Below are 23,670 nucleotides of genomic sequence, written 5' to 3' on the forward strand. Positions count from 1 at the left end.
GTTTTTACTAATCCGTTTCAGCAAATCGTCCATAATCACCAATATCACGATACTTCTTAGAAAGATAAACGCCATTTTCAGCATCACGAATACGTTTGGCATTTTGATGATAACTTTGCATTAAATTTATACGGTTAATCCGTAACTTAGGATTAACCTCATTAAATTCCTGAATATCTTTCCATGCAGAGTCCATGCCCTCTTGATCATCATTGCGTTTAGCTCGGACCCAATTTGCTGTTAATTTGGATTTACGTTTTTGCAGAGCTTGTTGTTGTTGATAGATCGCTGATTTACCTTCATATGCTGTACGCACCTGACTTGGTGAGAAACCAATTGTCTGGCTGAATATTCCTGCACCTGATACTGGATGACCATCCAAAATATCCACACCTGTTTTGTCCTGTACACCTTCAGTCGCATAGCGATATGCCTTAAAAGGATTTTTAGCAAAAGTAGGTAACATTTCTTCTAGTGCGCGTGCATAATTCCCTTGACCAAGCTCTTGTATACCTTTTGCAATATTCGCCCCCATTCCGACTGTTGCACCCATATTGCCTAATATTAACTGTTCATAAAGCTTTTGCCCCTCTAAACCATCGGGTGCTCTAGCTAAAAACATACTATCTAAACCAACTCGACCAGACAGATCTGCTGATGTACCACGTGATAATCCTTTCATCACCAAATTTGAGAAATTCGGACTCGTCATATCAGCTAAACCATTGCGTAAAGCAACCTCTGCATCCCATGGATCATCATCTCCACCACCAAACATGGATGCTACAGCTAATAACGTAGTTACCATTGGCAAACCAAGAACACCTGCTGCCAAAGCGTGAGTTACAAGTATTGCACTGATCGCCCTTGCAGCTTCTATTCTTTCCTCTTTAGTGTGGTTTTTACCAATTAGAGCGATGTAAGACTGACGTGCAATGGTATAGATCATATTCTGTCCAAATTGCTTGAACAAAAAAATGACTTTGGCTACGTTACCCTGCATAAATCTGGCACGGTTAGAAGCTGAATAATCAAAATGCCCATCGTAAGTCATCTTTACTGCTTGTTTATATGCATCATGATCTGCCATACCGCTTTCTTTAGATAATCGATACGCAGCGATAAAAGTCACTTCACGGTTAAAACGTTCAGCATGATGAAACATAAGAGATGCCGCGCGCATGATAGGTCTCATCTTCCACATCACGCCACTATCTTCACCCTGAGCAATCCCTGCTAAATCATGTGCCTGTGTTACATCAATTACACCAGCAGAAACAGCTTTTTCATAAGCCTGCTTTTCATGTTCTTTTAATACTTTTGCTATATCTGGATCAATTGAATCACTAAGACTATTTCTGAAACTCTCCAAGTCCGTAAAATCAGGCATCTCAAACCCAACACCTTTAGCATAATCGCTAGACGCTTTTAAAAGTGCTATACCTGCTTTATCAAATCCAAATTTTGCTCCCATAATTGGATATGCAACAAGTGGGGTCTGCATAATATTCACCATTGCAGCTGCTGGTGACAACCCAAGAAAATAGATAAACCCCATACTGGTTAAAAGTGAAGATACTGCATTCCCTTTTGCATTCATTAGATTTTCATGACGTGCATTCATCTCATCGATGACCGCGGATGCTAAAGGCTGCTTATAACCAGGATCCTTTTTGATTTGAGCCTTAGCATATTCTTCCATTTCATCTAGCTGTGCTGTAAGTTGATCACCATAGCGCAACTTAGCCAAATAACTTGCCCCACTTGACATATTTTGCGCAAAAGCACGTCTAGCATTATTACTAAATCCCGCAGTTCCTTTACGGTGAATACCATGTTTTGCCCAACTTAAATCAGGCATGGAAGATAAATATAGCTGCCCCAATGTATCTTCAAATTCAGCTTGTTTTTTTGCATCTAAGCCAAGATTACCCACCTCATCAAACAGGTCTGACATGAAGCCACGCCCAACCTTATCACGTAAGGCGTTATACTCTTGATCACGGATAGCAGAATCCACTTTTAATTGAGGATATTTTTCTATCAATTGCTCACGTAAAGCCTTCGCCTCATTTTCAGTTTCAGCACGACTAATGCTCTCCACATCACCATTCTGATTACGTGCCACAACGACATATTGACCAAAACGAGCCAATGGAAAATAAACACCTTTAATTTGACCAAAAGAACCTTCGATTTTTTTCAATAAATCAGCTTTTCTCTCACTACTCAAAGCAGACCTTAAAATACGCTCCCTGACCGCCTCACGTACTTTGGCATAATGCCCACTATAAGCATCACGTGCTTTTTTATACATTGTTCGAGCTTCAGGAGATAAAGCGTTGTAAGCTTTATATAATTGCTGATACTTAATTTTATCATCACCTGACTGGTATGGCTTGGCTGGGTCGATCTGAGCCAAAGTAGCTTCATGCATTAAGTCAGCCAATGCTTCTTCTTCTGTTTTAGAGTTAGGGTCATTCTTATCGATTCTTTTATTTAACTTAGCCCACTCACGCACAATATTATCTGCATGAGCAGCTATATCATTTTTATCAGCATCCATCTGATGCACCAAGTCATTATATACAGATAACTGAGGTAGAATTTTTTTATAAATATCTGTGATCTGCATACGACTCAGAAACATCAAACCATATTTCATTGCATCAGCCATACTTGGTAGTTTAAAGTTGCCACTGTACAATTTTTTAATATTTTCACTTAGGCGATCAGCAACATCATTTGAAGATCGGCTAAATCTAATATCTGAACTTTCACTATTAAATGTGCCTTTATTACCCTCAGCCATTTTTACTTGATTAGGCTCTAAGGCAACAATATATTCTTGATTTTCAAACTGATGAACAATTCCCTGATATTTCCCAGAAGTTGTCGCTTCTACAACTTCATCACGTGAAACATTACCTGTAGTTTTGAACGCATTCCGAATGTTTACAAATAATGGAAGTACAAAGCCATTTTCCCCACGGATATTGGCGTATACATCTGCTGTATCAAAACTATCAGTTAAGTAAATACCATCACCTAATATGCCATGGCCTTGTTTAAATTCATTAAACTCAGATGCTGTACCATGATATACAACTTTAGGTTCTCCATTTTCATCTAATACCTGTGAAGCATTTGCTGCATCATTTTCCCAATCACCAAACCATTTCTTAAATTCTGGTGTGCGGACTTGTAACCATTGTTGTTCTGAAAGATGTGTCTTTGCACCGTTTGGTGCTGTCATCCATTGATTTGTACCATGATATTTTTGACGAATTAAATCCAATGATGATTGATGTTTAATTTGCCCAATCATACGCTCTGATAATGCAAGCATATCATCAGGATTCAAATTAAGATTGATTCCAAAATTATCAAATACCCATGCTTTTACATACGAAACAATATTGTTAATCAACTTTTGCAGTGCATTCCGTTGAATCACATTACGTTGTTGCATAGTAGATGAAAGGGTTAATAAATATGGTAAATATTCAAGCTGCTGACGTTCAGAGCCTTGTTCACGTTCTGCAAGCATCTTTGCAGCTAAAGCAACAGGATTACCCTGCTCAACCAATTTATTAAATTGATTCATCAATTCATTATATTGTTTCTGGTTCATCATATTCTGAAAACCAGCATGACCACCCAACTCATGTAAGAATGTTGGCACTGTGCTTTCAGCAGTCAGATTCGATGCAACGAGTACCGCTTTACCGTTGTAATAGAAGCCCTCAACACCTTCAACCTGATAATCCTGAATAATCTCAAGCTTACCTTGTCGTTCAAGCTCATCAATGGTCTCTTTACCAAAACGATCAATCAACACGTCTCGTACTTGTTGAGTTGTAGAGCCTGAATTACTTTTAGTGCGACGGCTATAAAGTGGAGTATCAGAATTGTTCTTAGATGAAAATTCTTGATTTTTATATTTACCAAAATAGCTTCGATCAACTACAGCCTTACGAGCTTCTGATAAAAACATCATTAAATCAGCGTCATTGTAACGTGAAAGAAATTTATCAAAGCCACGATCACGGAACCATTGACGAATATAACCAATGACTTCTTTTAATTTTTGACGTACAAAAGGACGCGACTCAGCATTTTGTGCAACAAAAGCAAATAGTTCACTTACGGTTGCTTGCTGAGCATCCAGTGGATCATAGTAACCTTCCTCAACACCTTTTTTAAATGGCTTAATATAGGCATTATCAAATTGATTCATATCAACGCCATTATCTTTGGCTATTTTACGAATACCCTCTATGCCACCAAGTGCATTAAAAAGCTGCTGAAATTTTGTCTTATACTCTTGACCAAATAATTGCTGAACTCCAAAGTGTCCAACTACTTCATGTATTAAAACCTCCTCATATGCTTCATAAGTAGTTTGTTGTGTATTATGATTTCCTCGGATATCTCCAGCATTAATATAAAGTGTGCCTTTATGCCAAACAGCCATTACATCATACCGCTTGGTTTCTCCTTGCTCACCTTGATAGTAATTTTCTTGCTGTATCGTTTTTGGCAAAGCCTCAAACGATTCAACTACAACAAACGGAAATTTGGGTTGTACTATCCCGCTGATTCCACTTTTAGATTTATTTGGCGTGTCCCCTTTAGAAATCCTAGAGAGTATATCCACTACAAGACGATCCGCCCGATTTTTAGAAAGCGGCAAAAATGAAGTTGATAAAGGTGAAGTACCTCTACGCTCGTTATCAGGTTTTAATTTGTCACGGCTATAGTCATTAATTTCATTTTTTACATCATTGTCTGCCTTTGTTTTGTCATTAATATTTGGCGCTTCAAATTCTCTTTCCTCATAAATCGGCATACCTACACTGTCGGTTGCTTCCAGGTACGGAATCTCAATGGTCCCTTTCGCATCATCTGCTGATACAAACCAACCGTCATTGGTATAACGGTGCCCAGACACGATAAACAGTTTGCCTTTGTAATACACTTCTGAATCAATTGGCGTACCACGGCGTAACCAGATCGGCGGTGCTACCGGGTTGCTTTCCAAGTCTTGCTCAATATTTTCAAGCTGCTTTTGAGTACGTGCCAATTGATCAGATTGTCCAAACGGCTGCTCGACTGCTTTTGACAGGCTATCAATGGTCTGTTGCGCCGATGCTTTTGCATCTTCAATAGCTTGAATATCTTGGCTAACACCACGTAACTTACCCTCGATGCCACGTAAGGTATTACCCTTAAATTCAATCGGCCCAATCTTCATCGATAATGTTGCTTGTGGTTGCAGGCTATCCCATTCAACCGACATAGTGACATTGCCGTACTTGCCTAATGTGATTCGTGATGAGCCAGTACGTACATGGTCGGCAATGAATTGTTGAATCGCGTCCGATGCTTCCTTGTGCTTGTCGTATTTCTTGCCGTCCACCTCTGCGGAGAAGTTTTCAGACTGTGACTGCATTAGTTTTTGAATACGATCCAAAACAGCATTGTTTTCATACTCGGCAATTTGCTCATCAAAACGAGCAATACGACGTTGCGTGTTGCCAATGGTACGCTTCATATCCGCTATACCCTGTGTATGCAAACGCTCTTTTCGTTGCAGCTTCTCAAGTTTTTCTTTCATCTTGATCCGTTGCAGTACACGTGGGTCGCCGGAGGCTTCTGAGAATGAGGACATAATATCCCCTGCATTATCTTCACCGTTATCCGCAGCAGCATCACCTTCAATCGAACGAACATTACCATCGGCTTTCATAAAGGCATTGATAAAACGGTCCTTAATGGCCAAGACTTGCCATGATTTACCGTCTAACTTATCGGTGATGTAACGATACTCAAGTACCGTGTTCCATTGGTTGCCCTGACGCAAACCGCGACCATTACGCTGTTCAAGTTCACCCGGCATCCATGGCGCGTCCAGGTGGTGCATGGCGCGTAAGTTACGCTGCATATTCACACCTACCCCGAGCGTTTGAGTTAAGCCAATCACCACACGGATCTCACCAGTATTCACCTTGTCGGCAATCGCTTTACGTGCTTCGGCTTTGACTGAACCATCGACAATGGCAATTTGTTCACGTGGGATACCCGATTGAACCAGGCGTTCTACAATATCCTTGATCGGTGAAAAGACTTTAACTCGCTCACGAATCGTTTTACCTTTGTCATCTTTCTGGCCGGTGCTACGTTCGGTTGTAGTGTTATAACCGGTATCTGCAAAAATGACCTGGCTTGCAAGTGGGTGTGAGTGATATACCTCCATCACGTTTTTTACGACCTGGGATGCCTTCGACATTTCAAAATCTTCGGTTTTCCCTTCCTGGCCAATGAAATCATGATCGCCAATACGTGCGTCATAACTGGCTTTCTTCGCAGCGGTACTGATTGAAAGTGGTGCACGTGGATCACCGTCACGCATCCATTCACGTTTTTGTTTACCGGTAGCTTGTTCCCATTCCTTAGCTAGTCCTTGAATACGCTCTAGGGCTTTCTCTTGTTTCGGCGACATTTCCGTGGTGACGTTAATCACTTTTTTATACGGACGATCTTTGGCACCTTCGGTACGGCCATTTAGCAACTCGGCTTTTTCTGCTTCAGTTAAACCTTCATCTGACAATACTTTGCCGGTTTTGGTTTTACGTGGCTGCATTTCTGGCATGTCGTTGGCAAAAACAATATCCATAAACTGCCCGATCATTTTGCGCAGTTCAGGTACGTTTACAAATCCGGCCAAACGAGTGACCAATTGATATTCACCGGTTGCAGATAATTCAATATCAGTAATGTCTGTTGCAAAGCTACCAAACCAACCATCCCAGGCCGCGACATTGAGTTTCTGCATTTCTTCTTCCATCACATAACGCATCTGATGGTAGATTTCAGTCAGGGTGTTGGTGATCGGTGTACCGGTAAAGGTATGCACGTTACCGCCATTATTCATACGGCGCACATAACGAGTGAGCAACTGCAAATTCACTGAGCGTTTATTGCTACTTGTGTTTAAACCTTTCATGTTCATACGTGTGGCAATGCTTGGTTTTTTAAACTCATGCACCTCATCCACCATGATCATGTCTACACCAAGTTCTTCAAAGTTCACCGCATCGGCTTTACTTGAATCCATGGCTTGCTTTTGAATGTCCTCCAAAAGTTTCAGACGTTGTTTTGCAAGCTGTTTGGCAGTCGGGTTTTTAAAGCCCATTTTTTTATTGACGGTTTCGCTATCCATCGCCAAGACTTCATCTAAAGTTGCGCCACCTTCTTCGGCCAGTGCTTCTTCAAGCTCTGCTTCTAGTGCTGCAATATCATCAGCAGCCATAGCCATCAAGGTTTCTTCAGACAAAGTGAGCTTATCAATCATCGAGTGTGGCATCACCACCACATCCCAATCATCATTGGCAATTTGACGCATACGGATCTGACGGACTGCTTTACCTAATTCACTGATAAACAGTACACGCGCCGATGGATACATCATCTGAATTTCTTTGGCTACGGCTGCGCTGTTGGCATTGTGGGCTAAGATCAATGGCTTTTTAGCAATACCATAGCGGCGTGATTCAAGTGCAATACCACCCATGGTAAAGGTTTTACCGGTACCCACTTCATGCGCATTAATGGAACGACGATTGACAATCGCTCGCCAGATTGCATTCTGTTGGTGCTGACGCAAGTTAAACGGACCATTACCAAGGCTTAACGCCATACCCTGCATCGACATGAACGAACCATCATATTTAGGTGTCGCCCAAGCATTGAATGCATGGTTATATTCCTTCTCTAATTGCACACGGCGTTCAGGATCGGACCATAACCAGGTTGCAAAATCCTCCTTAATCTTGGAAATTTTCTCGTTCACTTCTTCCGTGGCTTGCACATCTACACTTTCAGAACCATCAGCATTTTTATACTTCACAGTAATGTTCTGGTTAGACAGTGCAGCAGATACCACCGTTTGGAATGACTTGTATTTAGAGCCATAGTTGGTCGTGGCTTCGGTACGACGTGCTGCAATAGGATCAAGTTTGACCTTCCACTTACCTGATGGGAATGTCACAGTAATGCCGTTGCTATCGGTCATACCGAGCATGTGTGCAATGTATTTTTCATAATCCGACAATGGCACCCATGTTGCACCCATTTTAGCTTCAATGTTGAAGTATGGAATGTCCTCTGGAATGATCTCTTTGAGTGCATCGACGTTACGCTGCAGGTCAGTATTGCCTTCTGCAACTGCGTTTTGTGCTTCTTCTAATTTTTGGCGAACATTTCCAGATAGGTACATATCGCTTGGCATAATATCGCCATTCGGCAATACATATACCGCACCCTTTTCTAGTAGTTCAGCACGTGCCTGATCCTCTGATACCTGAGCCATTTTTGCAATGTTGGCCAGACTAGGCGCAGCGGATTTATTCCGTTCCACTACAAAGGCATCCGATACTGTTGGGTTCTCAAGAGCAGCGGCTCCACGAACAACACTTCGCTTTAAAATCTCAGCCGGTTTACCGTTCACCTCTAAAGCCGCTAGGCTGTAGTAATACGCATCGCTTAGTTTACGGAAGTATTGCAAACCAAAAGAATCAGCCAATGGACCATGCTCTTTGGTGTATGCTTGGTAAAGTTTATTCAAGGTTTTTCGCAGCTGCTCTACATTGTCCTGTTCGATGCGTTCTGCATCGGTCAAATCTATGTAGGCTTTACGAATCGCTACCAGGTCCTCAATTGATTTCTGACGTTGTGCGGTTTTCTTGGCATCCTTGATTTTGTATTCAAAAAGATCGGTAGCTTTAACCATTTGGTCGCCATAGACAAACATCAATTCGCCATTACTCATGGTTAATGTGTTGGTGCGCTCACCGGCCTTGTTTGCATAGTAAGTCAGGTAATCATCGTTATGACGTGGCAATAATGTGTTTTCACTCACCAGATCAGACAATTGGCTAAGTTCCTTTTTCAGCCAGGCTTCACCATTACTAAGTACCGTCATGCCGGCAAAACGTGGATCACCGCCTTTATAATCAATAGTCCCTAAAACATTACGTAGGTTATTGGCGTAAAAGCTATTGACCTTCACTGGCTTAGTTGACGTTTTAACTTCGGATAATCCGATCCAATCTGCATCCGGTGTCATGGTCAAAGGTTCAGTACGTTTACGCAGCACAATAATATCGGTTACAACATTAGTGCCGGCAAAATCTTTAAACGCACCTGCAGGTAAACGGATCGATGTAATCAGTTCAGATTGCTTGCCCATCTCACGACGAATCACTTCGGATTGTTTGTCCATCGTACCGGATGAAGTAATCGCCATCACGATACCACCTGGACGCACCTGGTCTAGCATTTTTAGGAAGTAGTAATCGTGTAAGTTTGGATTGAATTGGTTATAACGACGGTCTGCAATCTTCACATCATTCGAGAAAGGCACGTTAGAAATCACCAAGTCATAAAAGTTGTCTGGTGTTTTAGACTTCTGGTATGGCATGTTCTGCACATTGCTTTCAGGGAATAACTGTTTTGCAATCGCAGCGGTGGTAATGTCCAGGTCAATCGCTGTCACCTGGCTACGCTGTTTAATGTGCATCGGCATTAAACTGATAAAGTTACCAGTACCTACCGCCGGTTCAAGAACACGCCCACCAGTAAAGCCCATCTTTTCAGCCATAGACCACATTGCTTGGACGGTGTATGGATCAGTGAAGAAAGCATTCAGAACGGAATCCTTTGCTGACTCCCAAGACTCTTTACCTAATTTTTCACGCAGCCAAAGGTTTTCATCTTTCCAGCCATCTTTAAAAACTGGCGTGTTCCATGTACCTTGGAATAGGTCTTGGCCAAACGAACCCCAACCGGTGTAACTTGCTAACACCACTTGTTCTTCTGCTGTTGCTTGACGGCCTTCTGCATTGAGTTCTTCTAATAGCTCGAGTGCTTTTTTATTCTTATCAAAACGCTGTTTCTGGCTACCACCGAAAATAATATCTGGGTCAGCCATGTAGAAATCAGTCGCAGTATTGGCTACTGCTGCTGGCGATTCTAATCTTGTGGGTTGATCAACTGATAGTTGTCCAGTTCCGCTTGCATCCTTGCGTCTGCTGGATTCCATCCCGCGTCCAGATACTCGTCCATCGTTCTCCACATCCGTTCCTGTGTCACGTATGCGAGATCGTCCAATAGATTGATTTTGGTTAGACGTTCCACTTCCTGTGGATACTCTTGTTTCCACATTTGGATTATTTGCTTGTGGAGCATTCGATTGTGAAGTACGTCCTCGTCCTCCTCGTACTGCTGACGTTCCTTGCGGATTGCTTGTATTGCTTGCAGGTTGTTCATTGTTATCTCCATTCAGATCAAAATTTTCGACCTCTGCCGATGTGCTCATGCCATCAAAGTCAGCTGCACGTGGGTCAAACTTTACACCCATATACCAAGACTTCAAATACGGCTTAACCATATCACCCATATCTTCGGTCATTGCTTTGGCATATGCGGCAAAACTACGAGCACCTTTTTCAATGTGATAACCAGCAAGAGTGATACCAGCTTGTAAAATTTCAGGGTCAATACCAGCATTCAATTGACCTAATTTTTTACGCAATAATGCACGTGCTTTTTCTGCTGCATCTTCGGTGAAAATAGTGTTTGTAGATGCTTTAGGATTTTTAGGCTCAGCTTTAGGTGCTTCTAATTTCTTCTCAATCTCACGTGCCTGACGTAATGCCACCGCTCGATCTGAAACAGAGCGCAATCCATTCTTAGCACTAGCTTGTAGTTTTTTAAAAAGTGGATGCTCAGAATCAGCTTTTTCTAAAGCCTTGTTCATTTCCTCTTTCCACTTGTCTATCGGGTGTTGATTCTGCTCATGCTGCTGTTCAAGTGTTGGATATTGTTTTTTGGCAAATTCCACAGCCTGATCAACCTGCTTTTGAAAATCTGCAGTATCAATATTGCTAGGCAAGATTTCATCTAACTTATTCTCAATCGATGCACGTGCTTGTGCTGACCATTGGCCGTCACGTTGCCAATTGTTAGGGAAAGCAGACTTGTTCTCAGTGATGAACTGCTCAATATCTTTTTGTGGGTTTGCTGATACCGGCGTATTGTCAGACTGACCTACCCATTCGCCGCTATGTGGGTCCTTAACGGCTGTAACTTTGCCAATAAAGGTTTTCGGGTTGTAGTTGATCTTATAATTTGGATTGTTCTTAACCTTGTAATATTCACGATCAGACAATTCATAGCTGCCTGAAGTTTCAATTTCGTCAGCAATCATCGTAACACGCGCATTGGTTAAACCATGTGTTTCACGAACACGATCATTTTCAGCGGTGAAAATTTCAGGATTTGCTTCACGTATACGTTGACGTACTGCATTAACCCGTGTGGTAGCGTCTTCAATTTTCTTAAATTCGCTACTCAGATTTTCTACAGTAGTCTTTTGTGGTTGATTCAAACTTACACTGCTTTGCGCCTGTTCTGTCAAACCGTTTTGCAACTCTGTAATCTGTTTACGCAAACGGACCTTTTTAATCACGCTCTTTTCATTGGCAAGCTGCTGTTCCAGGTCTGAAATTTTCGCTTGCACCGGAGCTTGTACCGGAGCTGTTTTATCTTGCACCGGAGCTTGGACTTTAGGCTGAATTTCAAAACGCTTGCCGTCTTGGACCACCTGGTAATCATTGCCTAGATTTTTCTTTTCAAGAAAAGCATTGGCTTTATCCTGGTTGCCAAACCATTTATTTTTACCGTCGGCACCTAGAATAGGCTCTACAGTTCGATTTTGTGAATCACCTGTAGTTGTTCCGATAGTAGAACTGCTTGTCGCTGCTGCTTCATTTTCGCCTGATAAAACGGAGTTATTCCCGACGGTGTTGAGGTTATTACGATCTGGTTGCCCTGGTGCTGCTTGTGAAGGCTCACCAATTCCTGAAACTGAATTGACACTATCGTTTCTTCCTGACGTATCTTTTCCATCATTTCCGATAGTGTTTGAAAGGAGTGCTGTATCTCCTGGCCGCTCAAGGTTGTTGTCTTTGCTGTCATCTGCGTTACTGTTTGCAACGGTGGAAATAGATCCTGATGTTTCTCGAAGCTGCGAATTGCTTGTTTCTCCAAGAGGTCCATTACTTGAAGATCCGGTACCCGATTCATTGCTTGAGCTATTTTCGTTTGGCGCATTAAGTAGACCTGCTGCTGTCGTTAAAGGTGAATTATTATTTTCATTCTGTGCCGCTGCTGCAGCCGCTTGCTGCATCTGTGAAGATACACCAGTATCCACGGCCAAAGCTGCTGCAGATGACATAGGCCCATCATTGGGATTAATCCCCATTTGCTGTGAAGGTGTTTGGCTGGATGGTGGTACAGAATTCAACAAATCATCAAAGGCTGCTTCACTGCCATAATCACCATCAAAATAATTACCATTCGGTGCTGGTGGTGTATCTGGGCTGACTGGATTACCAGTTGCTGCACTGCCATAATCAAAGCCATTATTGTTTAATAAATTATCAGCATTCATTGATGGTTGATCATAAACAAAAGCTGTGCGACCTTGGTTACCCCCCTGTGACACATCTTCACGTGGGATATATTCGCCAGTTAAAGAACTATCTGGACTTGAGCCTAATTGTGGAGGTGCCGATGGTAGATTAGGTGAGCCTGATTGCTGTTGGTTGTCTTGAGGTCCTGTGTCAGATCGACTATTCCACCAATCACCAGTTTTACCCACGCCACTGACTGTACCGCCCATTGCCATACCAGCCAAAGTACCCATGACTGCTGCATTTTCAACACCATCATGCCAAGGCTTATCTAATGCCAAGTTTTGTAAAATTTGCTCTGAAACGGATTGAGGTAATTCCTCTAAGAAGCCTTCTGAAATTGCACCTTTGATCACAGCAGTTGGAATTGCCCTCATCGGTGTCTTAGCAATTTCTTCACCCACTTGTTGCGTGGTTAAACGCCCTGTTTGCATGGCTGTATCAACATCTGATAAGCCCATTTTCTGAGCAAGGCGACCACCAACATAGCTAAACAAGCCACCAATGGCACCAGTAGCCACACTTGCTAGAGACTGATCTGCGGTTAATCGTCCATCTACAGTTTCTTGGCGAATTTGTTCAGCTTGGCTACCTGCCATCACCGCAGCTTCGCCAACAGAACCAGCCACAACAGGATTGGCTATACCAGAAACACGACCTAATACGGCACCAGCTAACATTGAAGGGAGAGATTCAGCAACGGTATTTGTGATAAGTGATGGGTTGCTGATGGCATTTTTTGTTATATCAACCGCATTGTCGAATTTTTTACCAACCTTTGTTGCGAAGTCGTCACCTTCCTCAATTTTTCGATTGCCAATATTTGCAGAATCTTTTAATTGTTGTTGGTATTGTTCAGACTGCCAGCCTGTCATTACATTTTTGGCTGCTTTTGGGTCGTACCCAAGTTTTTCAGAGAGTATTTTACCTGTAGCACCATCGGACATAATGTTGCTTAAACCGACTGCTACCTCACCTACACCTACCGTACCCTTGCCGAGAAAGGAGACTGCATGATCTTTTGCTTGGCCAAGAAAACCCTTATCTTCACCATCAAGTGCGCCTGTAAATGGCTTTAATGTTGGCTGTTGTTTTTTATCAGTATTATCATCGAGTTTACCAGTGAAAGGTTTTAAGGTAGATTCTGACATGATGCACTCCTATTGGTATGTGCATAGCATGTATAAAGGGTTGAAAAAGGTCGAACCTTATAGGGGGGTGTCACAGTGCATGACTTTTTATGTAACTTAGGCGTTCTTAGCACACTGATTGTAATTTTTTATATCGTTTTTTGGTTTGATCGTCGTAATCAACCAAGTAATTTTGATTTAGTTAGAAATCAACTGCAAAGAGTTACGCACCCATATTTAACAGTTAAGGGATATGGAAATTATCACATTGAATATGTGATAAGAGGACACCAAACTTTTGAATATTTTAAATTTTCAAGTCAATATAAACAAAACTTAGAAATAATGGAAAAAGACCCATCTATAAAAATTTTGAACCATGGATTAACAGGCTATCGTGACTGGGAAAAATGGGGTATAAAAAAATAGCCACTCGAAAGTGGCTATTCTAATTAATCACCTATAAAGCGATTACCTTGAGCATCCTCATAAACAGGCTTCCCATTGCTTGTACCAACTTGGCGTGTCATTCCATTTGGCAAATTAGTTGATGATGGAGTTGGTGTATTAACGAACTGCTGTGTCTGAGTATCAAATAATTGTTGCGGGCGATTAACCATTGCCATAGCTTCATTGTTCCATTCCTGACCACCACCCACAGTCATATAACGGTCTTTACCAGTATCTGCTTTATTACCTGCATAACGATTAATTTTTTCCTGAATTGATTTACGATCTTCATCCGATTTCGCAGAATCATATTGTTCATACAATTTCTCTAATCGTGCTGAGTTACGAATGCCAAAACCTTTTTCAGTGGCATTAAGATTAAATTCTCGATTAGCTAAATCATTGGTAGCTTGGAATTTTTGTGCATCAAAGCCTAAATTTGCATTAAATCGGTTATTAGTACCTTGCTCACTTAGTTCTGTACGATAGTTCTGTCCAGCTTGCCCCATGGCTTCACGCTGTAAAGCGGCAAGATTGTTTGCATCGGTGGTATAGCGTTGGTTGGCACGATTATCCTCACCTTGCTGTAAATCAGACAAAGTACGAACTTGATTCGCAGTTAATCCTCTTGCCCCTGCAATCGGTGTACTTGCTGCACGAATTACAGCTTGACGTTCAGCTTCCTGTGCATCATTACGTTGAGGTGCTTGTACAGGATTATTACCATAACCTCGCATACCCAAGCCTAAATTCATTTCACGTTGAGCAATTGCATTTTGAATCTGTTGTTCAGTCGGTCCCATTTCTTGAGTATTGGCAAATAAATTTGCTACCCCACGAGGGTCATTCGCTGGTCTTACTTTGAGTCCTAGCCCTTCGCCTTCTCGAATACCACCTGCTCGTGCTTGAGCTGCTGCACCAGGATTAACATAGCTAAAGCTGTTTCCTTTTTGCTGAATAGCATAAGGGTCATTTTGTGTAGAATTTTGCTGCTTATCCTGTGGTTGCTGCTTATCCTGTGGTTGCTGCTTATCCTGTGGTGCTGTAACAGGCTTATCAATAAATGGATCCGTGGATTGACCGCCATCTTGTTTAGCATTAAATTCAGGTTGAGCTGCCTTTGCTTCGTTTGCAATACGTTGTTTATCTGCATAGAAACGCCCAGCTTGTCCCAGTGTCATTGCATTTCCTAAATCTGATGCAGCACCCAATGCGCGAACACCTAAATCTTTAGCAAAAAGCATTTCGTTGGAATCTTCAGGATTGTAATCACCCAACCCAAAACGCTCACGATACTGCTCCGTTGGTGTATCTGCAACTGCAAAACCTGTGCTTGCTAATGTACCCACTGTACCTAATTTACCCAGTCCAGTATTTGCAGCACGATTAATACCTTGACGCAATGAATTAAACCTTGCGCCAAAGCCCCCACCTTGTGTTGGTGCTGGATTGCTTGGACTTGCTGATGGTGAGCTGGTTGTTGATGGTGTATTTACTGTTGTGCTTGGTAAAGATCTATTCACATCACGAGTGATACCAGATACATCACGCATTTGTGGTCCACCAATTCTATTTTGTTGTGCACGACGAATATCATCTGCACTTGGGTAGGCACTTGGTACCAGTCCACCATTTGCAAAAAATAACTCAGGTTTATTTTGACCAGGCTTGAAACCCAATTGAGGTTGATCAATAGGTACATGTGTTTGATTTTTCATGGCATCAAGTGTTTGCACACCAACCGAATGAACTTGGTCAGGCGAGAGTTGGAACTCACCGTTACTGAGATTAACTGGCGTGGGGCTACCCATATTTTTTAAATTATTGGTACCAATCTGCTTGGTAGAATCAGCAGGCATAATATAGCTACCTGCTGGAACATTTTTTTTAATATCATCAGAAGTGCCGGTACCTGCACCTTGAATTAGTCCATTTTCATCTTGCTTTGAACGTTTTTTTAAGCCGTACATGACACTTATTCCAATATAAATATCATGTATGGTTAATCAATCTAAGCTATAGGCGTTAGCCTTACAGGGTTAATAATTATAGTTGTGGCTTTCGCTGAAACTCTCGCTTTTACTACGTGAGCTGGATGTACTCGCTGAACCACTACCACTAATACTGGCTGATACATGCGCTGCACTCATGGCACCGGCTGCCAGTTGTGCCGTGTATTGCCCCATAGCTTTAGCAGATTCCAGTGCAATATTGGCTTCCTGGATCGCCTTCTGCATTTTGGCTTCATATTCCTTAAGCTGCATTTCAGCATAAGCAATATTGGTCCGAGTATTCATGTCAGCATAACGTGATTGCATTTCAGCCTGACTGACTTCCATGCCAGCTGATGCTCGCCATGCTTCGACTTCTGCAGAAAAGGCTGCGGTATTTTGCTGTACTTCGGAAAGGTTGGCTTGCAGTTCGGCCTTATATGCTTCCAGATCAGCTTGATACTTACCAATCCAGACCCGGGCAGCCTCCATTTTTAACTGGATCTGCTTGCCTTTCACATCAGCTTTTGCCTGTACACCCTGAATCGTGGACGCATAAGCACGTGCTTGGGTATCAAATAAAGTAGCCTTGGTTGATTCTCCCCGAATCTGTGCTTCATAGGCTTCGACCTTGACCTTTTCAGCATTGATCTGTTCACTATAGGCTTGAACATCGGCACGATAGGAATCAAACTGATTTTTGATCACGTCAGCACGTACCGATGCGCCTTGTACCAATGCCTTATACACTTCTACGTTGGACAATACCGCATCCATCTTGGCCCTGTAGACCTGGACGTACTGCTCATTAACTTGGCCAATCGCCACCTGTGCATCAACTGCAGTTTTATACGCACTCAGTTTGGCTAATGCGCCATCTAGCTTGGTCTTATACACGCCAGACAATACGCTAAATGCTTCATTCTGTGCATTAAAAAAAGAAATCTGTGCATTGAATACATTGATTTGGCTTTCAGCGTTGTACCGCGCAATCTCAAATAGCCGATTGGTGACGTTGTTGAAAATATTGGTGGTCAGCTGCTCCAGTGACATGCCTTGCTGTACCAAGAAGCGCAGCTGATCGATTTCCATTTTTGAGGCTTCAATCAGAATATCGCGGTTTAATTCACTGGCTCTTAACTGTCCCTGCTCCCGGATTGTTGCAACCTGTTTTACCAACATGCCAGGCGGCATAGAAAAATTACGTGTGGACCAATCGTTGACGGCTTCCTGAACTGCACGTGAAGTTTCCTTGCTTTCACGTGAACGTGCCCGGTTGAATAAGGCTTCTTCTATTGGAGCAGGTAAACCGGTACCGCCTTCAGTAATCCCCTTCTTAATATAATCCGTTAATTCATCCAGAATCTCGGACTTATATTCCGGCTCATCCCATTCGATAAAAACATCTGGTACCGTAATTTCACTAATGCTTGGTGGCTCACCATCAAAGTCCGGTAATTCAGGAAATTTAAAGACTGGAATATCAATTTCCTTAAGATCATCCATTTCTGGGAGTTCTAAGGTTGGCGGTTCAGGTAGTTGAATATCCGTGTCTATCTCAGGACGATCAGGTATCCGAATTTCTGCCATACCTGGTGCACTTGGCAATTCCATGGTTGGCATGACGGGTGCTTCCGGCATATTCAAATCATCTAAATTTAACTCATTGAGTAAATTTTCAATGCTTTGAAATTCAGGCAATGCAGGTTTTTCGAGTGCAATGGCTGTAAATTGGGGAGCATCTGTTAGGTCTATATTTGGTACCGGTGTTTCTGGTACTGACATTCGTGTCGGTGGATCTACCTGAGTAACAGTAACTTCTTTGATCCCTGCTAGGGATTGTGAAAGTTCATTGCGATAGCGTCCGGCCACACTGTCCAACTTATCCATCTGATCCATTACAGTGGTAATGGCTGCATCCATCACCCCATCCGGCTCAACTCTTGAATCGGTACTCATTATATTCTCCTAGTCGTTTTGGTGAAGTCCATGGATAGGGCATTAATCTGCGCAGAAGTTGCAGCAATAGAAATGGCAAAGGAGAAATGACGACCTCGTAATCCACGGCCAAACAACACTCGTCCATTGGTCAGGTGATCAGCTTCCTCATTCGGCAGCATATAGGTGTAGGTTGCAGGATTTCCGCTTTGGGTAGAGGTAACAGCAATACTCAGCTGCTTGTCCTTACCACTCATTTCATATTCAAGATAAGCCGCTGTAGGATGTACCAGACTATCACCAAAATCTAACTTGCCAGTTTCGATTAAGCCATGAATTAAATGATCAGGCTTATCCATCAGGAATACACCTTTGTCATTCCATCCATATAGCTTGTCGTTAATGACAGTCAAGCCATCAAAAGAAAATGGCATGTAGCGGCTCATGGCCCAAGTATCTGTATTAGCTGTCCATGCTTGGCCATATGCTTTACTGTCTTTCAATTCATCATAAATAGAGAAGTAATCATTGCTATTTGTCTGACCAGTCAGTTTGGATTGTGTGCTGTCGCCAAGTTGTAAGCTATCGATAGCATGACTGTGCAGCTGTACACTAGATAGATCCTGATCACCAAAGCTAATCGAATCGATTAAATAACTTTGAGCACGTAGCTTGTCTTGAGTGAAGTTACTTAAAAGAATGCTATCAACGACCTGCTCAGATGCGACTGTATTTGCCAGATCTGTCAGTTTAAATTGATCATTGCTCAGGATTCTTGAATATCGCTGACCAGAAATAGACTCCACAAAGTGAATGGAATCGGTACTCAATGCCAGTGTTGTGGACAGGGTGAAATCATCTAGGGTGAACTGATCTTCAATATTTTCAGCTGTAAAACGATAGGCTGCATCAAATAGCTTCACTTGATCGGATACCAGGCCACGTGCAATACGTTGTCCGGTGATCTGATCGAATAGGCTAAACCCATCTACAGCGGTGGAGATGGCACCGGTCTGCGTGATTTCATCAGCCAGACTAAAGGAATCTTCAAAATGAGCCTTGATCCTGGAAAGATTAGAATCTGAAAAAACAATTCGATCCTCTGCGATAACCCTTAACCGCAGCCAAGTACTATCTGAGAAGACCATGCCTTCAAGTGCATCGTCACGATATATCGCCATGCTGTGCTCCATAAAAAGCACTGATGACAACTCACCAGTGCTTTAAGTTTTAAGAGGTTGCAGTAATGCGATAACCGATTTCAAACACATCACCGTTCTGGAATACACGCGCTGCCGGGTACTTGGTGGCTGAAAGAAGCACACCGGTTGTGCCACCACGCTGGTTATTAGTCAGTAAAGCCACACCAGTGACATTGACCTGTGAAGTTGTTGCAATATTCACACTGGCCACACTGCCAAAGTTATCGATATATTTTTGATCGGTTGAATCGGAAGGAATGAATTGAGGACGTGTCGCGTTGGTATAACCCTCAGTCAGTGAAACGATTTCACCGGCTGTTGCAGCAAAGTTGGCAGCTGTCCAGTTGTCTGCCGGCGCAGTAGCACCGTTAAACAATGCTAGATATGAGCCTGCCGGTTTTGCTTTAGATCCAATCGCCACGTTTAACACATGGATTAAGGCTTCTTTCGGAATCAGGTTTTTTGTAAAGGTCGCTTCGCCACCATTGACCCGATCCATGTATTCACCTGAAAGCATAAAGCCATGCTTCGGGAAGAAAATACCCTCTTTAGTTTCGTCAAAATTCTCATTGAGTGCGTCTTTCATTAAAGCGCGCTGTAGTTTTGCATCCATAGCTATGGCCTGTATTGTAAATAAAACCTAATTTACAACTGCCACTAATCGGTTATCAAACCCTACAAGCCTACAAGAATTTGCAGTAATTCCACAAATCGCATCAGACTGTATTTCAACCAACTGTCCTTCTGAGGTACCTACTACAAAACCATTCTCAGCCAGCCACACTGCACACCATGTACCACCCTGAGAAAGTGACTTAACCATATCACTATGCAACATGGCACTGCTTGCATAGACTGGTGCACGTGACGCCTTTTGCTCTATCGCCATGTTGCGCACGTCCTGACCACGCAAGAAAACTACATGGTCAGCCTGACCCACCCATATACCACCATCTACAGGTTCAATAAAACGGATTCGCTGCGGAAACTGGATAAAGTTATATCTATCGTCTGTTAAGTGGTAAGTCATGGCTTCGGAAAAATACAGCACATTGGAACGCACTACCCATAAACGACCACGCCATAAACGTAGGAAATTACCGCTTTTCATTGGAGATAGGTACTGAAAAGTCGCAACCCGGCCCAATTCAGGTAAAGCCGGAATATCAACACTCATGGTGTCAATCGGCAATTCAAACGCCTGTCGCAGTTCACCGCCACCAGGATCGGTCATATAGATCCGCACATGCGTTACATTACTGTCCAGACACATCGGCAATTGCAGTTGCACACCACTCTTATCTAGCAGCTTCACTTTTTCAATTTCTGATAAGGCGGATTCAAGCCCATTGACCAGCCAGGAAATGGCAAAACTATAATCCCCTTGATCTAAGCTATACCCAGCGACCTGCGTTACTTGTGGTCTAGCTGGTGTATCAATGGTCAGGCTTTTGGCAGTCTGACCATCGTAAGTGAAAAGTCCATTATCACAAGCCATACATACCAGTTTATTCAAAACAATATGAAACAAGGACCCTTGACCACATTCAGTTAATGGCTGTGTTTCCCAGGTATCAGGATTAACCTTAACCCACTGATTATCCAGAGCCGCAAAACACTCCTTGTGTAAGGGTGACTGCCACAAATCACGGATAGCCTTGCTGCTTTGCAGCTGCATAGTTTTGGCTAGTTCTGCCCGACCAGTATCACTAAAACTAATATTCACCGCGTCGCGGACAAACAAGCCAGGTGAATCACCCTTGATTTCAAGTGCAGCATCTTCCTTGACGTTATTGATTCCAAGAAAGGCCGGTATTTTTTTTGTAGCCATACGGCCCCCTATTCGTTAATCACACCAATAAAAGCCTTGGATATATGAGTTTCATTTAATCTGGTGTAACCAAAGCGATAGTTTTGGCCAGCCAGATTCTTTAAAGAGATATTGGCATATTCAGCATCACCAAAGACAACCTTACAAGCATCCTGATAAACCACTGTTCCATTTGGATTAGGAGAGAGTGAATAGAAATCAGCGGTATGCGGTTGATCATGTAGTTTCACCGCACGATCCATCACCGAACACCCCATGTTATAAAAGTTTTCTCGGCCACCGTCCTTGTTGATAGTGTATTCCTCTACTGGTGGAGGTTCGCCCCCATAGGAAATAAGGTTGATTCCATTTGGAGGGTGTACGATATTGGATACGTCTGCAGGTAATCCACCGATCCAATCACCATAATCGGCAAAGTCTGAATTTTCCGCTGTTTTGTAATAATAGATTTCGGCCCAGACCGGAAAACTATCTACCGGCCACGGTCTACCATTACGCGGCATGGTGCGTTCAATCGTGACCCAATGCCAGGAAAAATCATAGGTCCAGAAGCCATAGGAATTGGGATCAGTTATTCCATATTGGCGCAGTGTTTCCCGATAAGATCCTTGATCATGCCATTCCTGATGGCCGTAAAAGCTTATATTGCGGTTAAGATAGGGAATGATAAAGCCCTGACGCATCCCAATATTGCCGGTGCTTTGCTCTGTGCGCTTATGGGTGTAATAGCGTCTACGTGTCAATATACCTTCGGTAGATCCGTAAAAACCAAAGTTAGCAAAAGGTTTACCCCACCCCTGATCTTTACCTTCAATCGTCGTAGTGTGCACATATGTTGGAATCTCTTTGCGATCGTCAAAATCTGTGGAGTAATAATCACCGCCATTATAAACACCACCTGTCAGGCGTTTTTCTTCCCAATTACCAACAATCATGCTTTCTTCAAAATTGGAAATCGTTTTCTCTGTAAACTTGCGGTCATCCCGATAGTTCTTAATCACCTTTAAGGTGTCACCAATGTAATAGGCAAAAATTATGGTATCAATATATGGGTAGGTATCTTTATCACCTAAAGGCTTAAAGTTCATGGAAACACAGCCACCTTCAAATGGTTCAGGCAGTTTTATGCGCCGTCCTTCATGCAAGTAACCATCATTGGTGATGGCTAGGTTCGCTTTACCCTGAGCGATTGGATCAAGGTGCAAGTTATCCCAATACTCAATATCAGCCGCACCATCTTGACTACGCGCCCGGTCCATAATTTCAGATTCATCGACACGTCTGAGTTTGTAACGGATCGATACAAGTTGACCAGGTTCAGTGCTTTCTTTTAATGCGTTGAATAGCTTAGATAGATATTCACTTAATAAGTTGCGTTCATACGTGGACCAATCTTGTGATACCTGCTTACTTTTGGCCCAGCCACGATTCTCAGCCGAAAGCATCTGAAAGCGAATCATAAAAGTATAGCCATAGCAGAAACCATCATCTGAATAGTCAAAACAGGTGTTTATCGCTTCGGTACAATCCAGATTACTACTCCAGCCACATGCGGAGGAATAAGCTGAATATTGAAAGAATTTACCTGTATCACCTAAACGGATAATCGCACCGGCACGTACCCACCGATAAAACTCTGCACCCAACGGAAAGCCCTCACCGCTTGGCATACCGCCAAAGCGATTCAGGATTTTCTCAATCTCATTATCCCCAATAGTTTCAATATACTCACGGAAGGCTGTAGTCGTCGTTGCTGGTACCAATGGCAAAGGCATTGCCCATATCCCGACATTATTAATCTTGATTAACCATGGCTCACGCTTCTCATCAAATGCTACCAGGTCGGTATCATTAAATTGAAAGTTGTATTGATACTGTCCATTGATCGGTGCTCGGCCAGTGTATCCAGGCAAGCAGCAGTTTTCGATTTCTGGCAGGATCTTTTCGCTCACTTCAAAAGGCAAGGTATAACGCAGCTGCTCGTATAGATCCTCTTGTGGTAGCTTCTCGAAATCCTGACGGCCGTATGCTCCAACAATCTGTATTACCTGGGCCATACTGCCGCTATACCAGGTTGCGTGTTGCTGTTGATACTGACTGTGTTCTGTTCGTCCGGGTCGATTACGCAGTATTTCAGGAATGAACATTTGAAAATCAGGTGCATAGGTACAACGGAATCGCTGCATATCCAGATAATCTGGCCCCATACCTTCATAGTTGGTCATTCTGCGCCGTGTTTCATTACTGAATCGAATGCCGATACCAGAATCGTCTTGAGAAATAGCGTTCAGCACAATACCGGAAAACAGAAAAGGGATTTCCAGGTGCGTGAAGCCGTCCTCTTGTGTGGCTGTGGTCCTTGTACTTGGTTTAAATGCTATGGCTCGAAAAACACCACCACTATCCGTCAGGATGACGCTGCCGCCATCCGGTAGAATCCTGGTATATTTCAGGCTTTCCAGATTGGATATGGACTTAAAGTTTGTGAGCTTTTTGGCGCAGTGGTCAATAAAAGCCTGGTCCTGATCCGTTAAAGGTTCACCATAGCTAAACAGGCCATAGGATTTTGGTTCGTGCATGTTCTTTGCT

Annotated in this window: 8 protein-coding genes; 1 reads left to right on the top strand and 7 read right to left on the bottom strand. The window is 42.8% G+C overall.

What is annotated here, in order from left to right; translation table 11 throughout:
- Window positions 1–7 precede the first annotated feature (7 nt).
- A complete protein-coding gene (locus tag FTT85_RS02260; protein ID WP_180182731.1) occupies window positions 8–13,690 on the bottom strand; it encodes a PLxRFG domain-containing protein in 13,683 nt (4,560 codons plus the stop codon).
- A 75-nt stretch (window positions 13,691–13,765) separates the two neighbouring features.
- Here FTT85_RS02260 and FTT85_RS02265 point away from each other — a divergent pair, with 75 nt between their 5' ends.
- Complete coding sequence (locus tag FTT85_RS02265; protein WP_180182732.1) at window positions 13,766–14,098, top strand: hypothetical protein; 333 nt, start codon at window positions 13,766–13,768, stop codon at window positions 14,096–14,098.
- A 23-nt stretch (window positions 14,099–14,121) separates the two neighbouring features.
- Here the strand turns inward: FTT85_RS02265 and FTT85_RS02270 are convergent, their stop codons facing one another.
- From FTT85_RS02270 to FTT85_RS02295, 6 genes are all read right to left on the bottom strand, one after another.
- The gene (locus FTT85_RS02270; protein ID WP_180182733.1) at window positions 14,122–16,089 is read right to left on the bottom strand and encodes a hypothetical protein; all 1,968 of its coding nucleotides are present in this window, start codon (window positions 16,087–16,089) and stop codon (window positions 14,122–14,124) included.
- A 69-nt stretch (window positions 16,090–16,158) separates the two neighbouring features.
- Window positions 16,159–18,069: a hypothetical protein gene (locus tag FTT85_RS02275; RefSeq protein ID WP_180182734.1), complete on the bottom strand. Its 1,911-nt coding sequence runs from the start codon at window positions 18,067–18,069 to the stop codon at window positions 16,159–16,161.
- Window positions 18,069–19,229: a hypothetical protein gene (locus tag FTT85_RS02280; protein WP_180182735.1), complete on the bottom strand. Its 1,161-nt coding sequence runs from the start codon at window positions 19,227–19,229 to the stop codon at window positions 18,069–18,071. The genes FTT85_RS02275 and FTT85_RS02280 overlap by 1 nt, the downstream gene beginning before the upstream one ends.
- Before the next feature lie 49 nt (window positions 19,230–19,278).
- Complete coding sequence (locus FTT85_RS02285) at window positions 19,279–19,863, bottom strand: hypothetical protein (RefSeq protein WP_180182736.1); 585 nt, start codon at window positions 19,861–19,863, stop codon at window positions 19,279–19,281.
- Window positions 19,864–19,890: 27 nt separating this feature from the next.
- The gene (locus FTT85_RS02290; RefSeq protein WP_257232056.1) at window positions 19,891–20,994 is read right to left on the bottom strand and encodes a hypothetical protein; all 1,104 of its coding nucleotides are present in this window, start codon (window positions 20,992–20,994) and stop codon (window positions 19,891–19,893) included.
- 95 nt (window positions 20,995–21,089) lie between these two features.
- Window positions 21,090–23,660 carry a hypothetical protein gene (locus FTT85_RS02295; protein WP_180182738.1) on the bottom strand — a complete coding sequence of 857 codons (2,571 nt, stop codon included), beginning with the start codon at window positions 23,658–23,660 and terminating at the stop codon, window positions 21,090–21,092.
- Window positions 23,661–23,670 lie beyond the last annotated feature (10 nt).

The sequence above is a fragment of the Acinetobacter sp. YH01020 genome (assembly GCF_013420275.1).
In the GTDB taxonomy this organism is placed as follows: domain Bacteria; phylum Pseudomonadota; class Gammaproteobacteria; order Pseudomonadales; family Moraxellaceae; genus Acinetobacter; species Acinetobacter amyesii.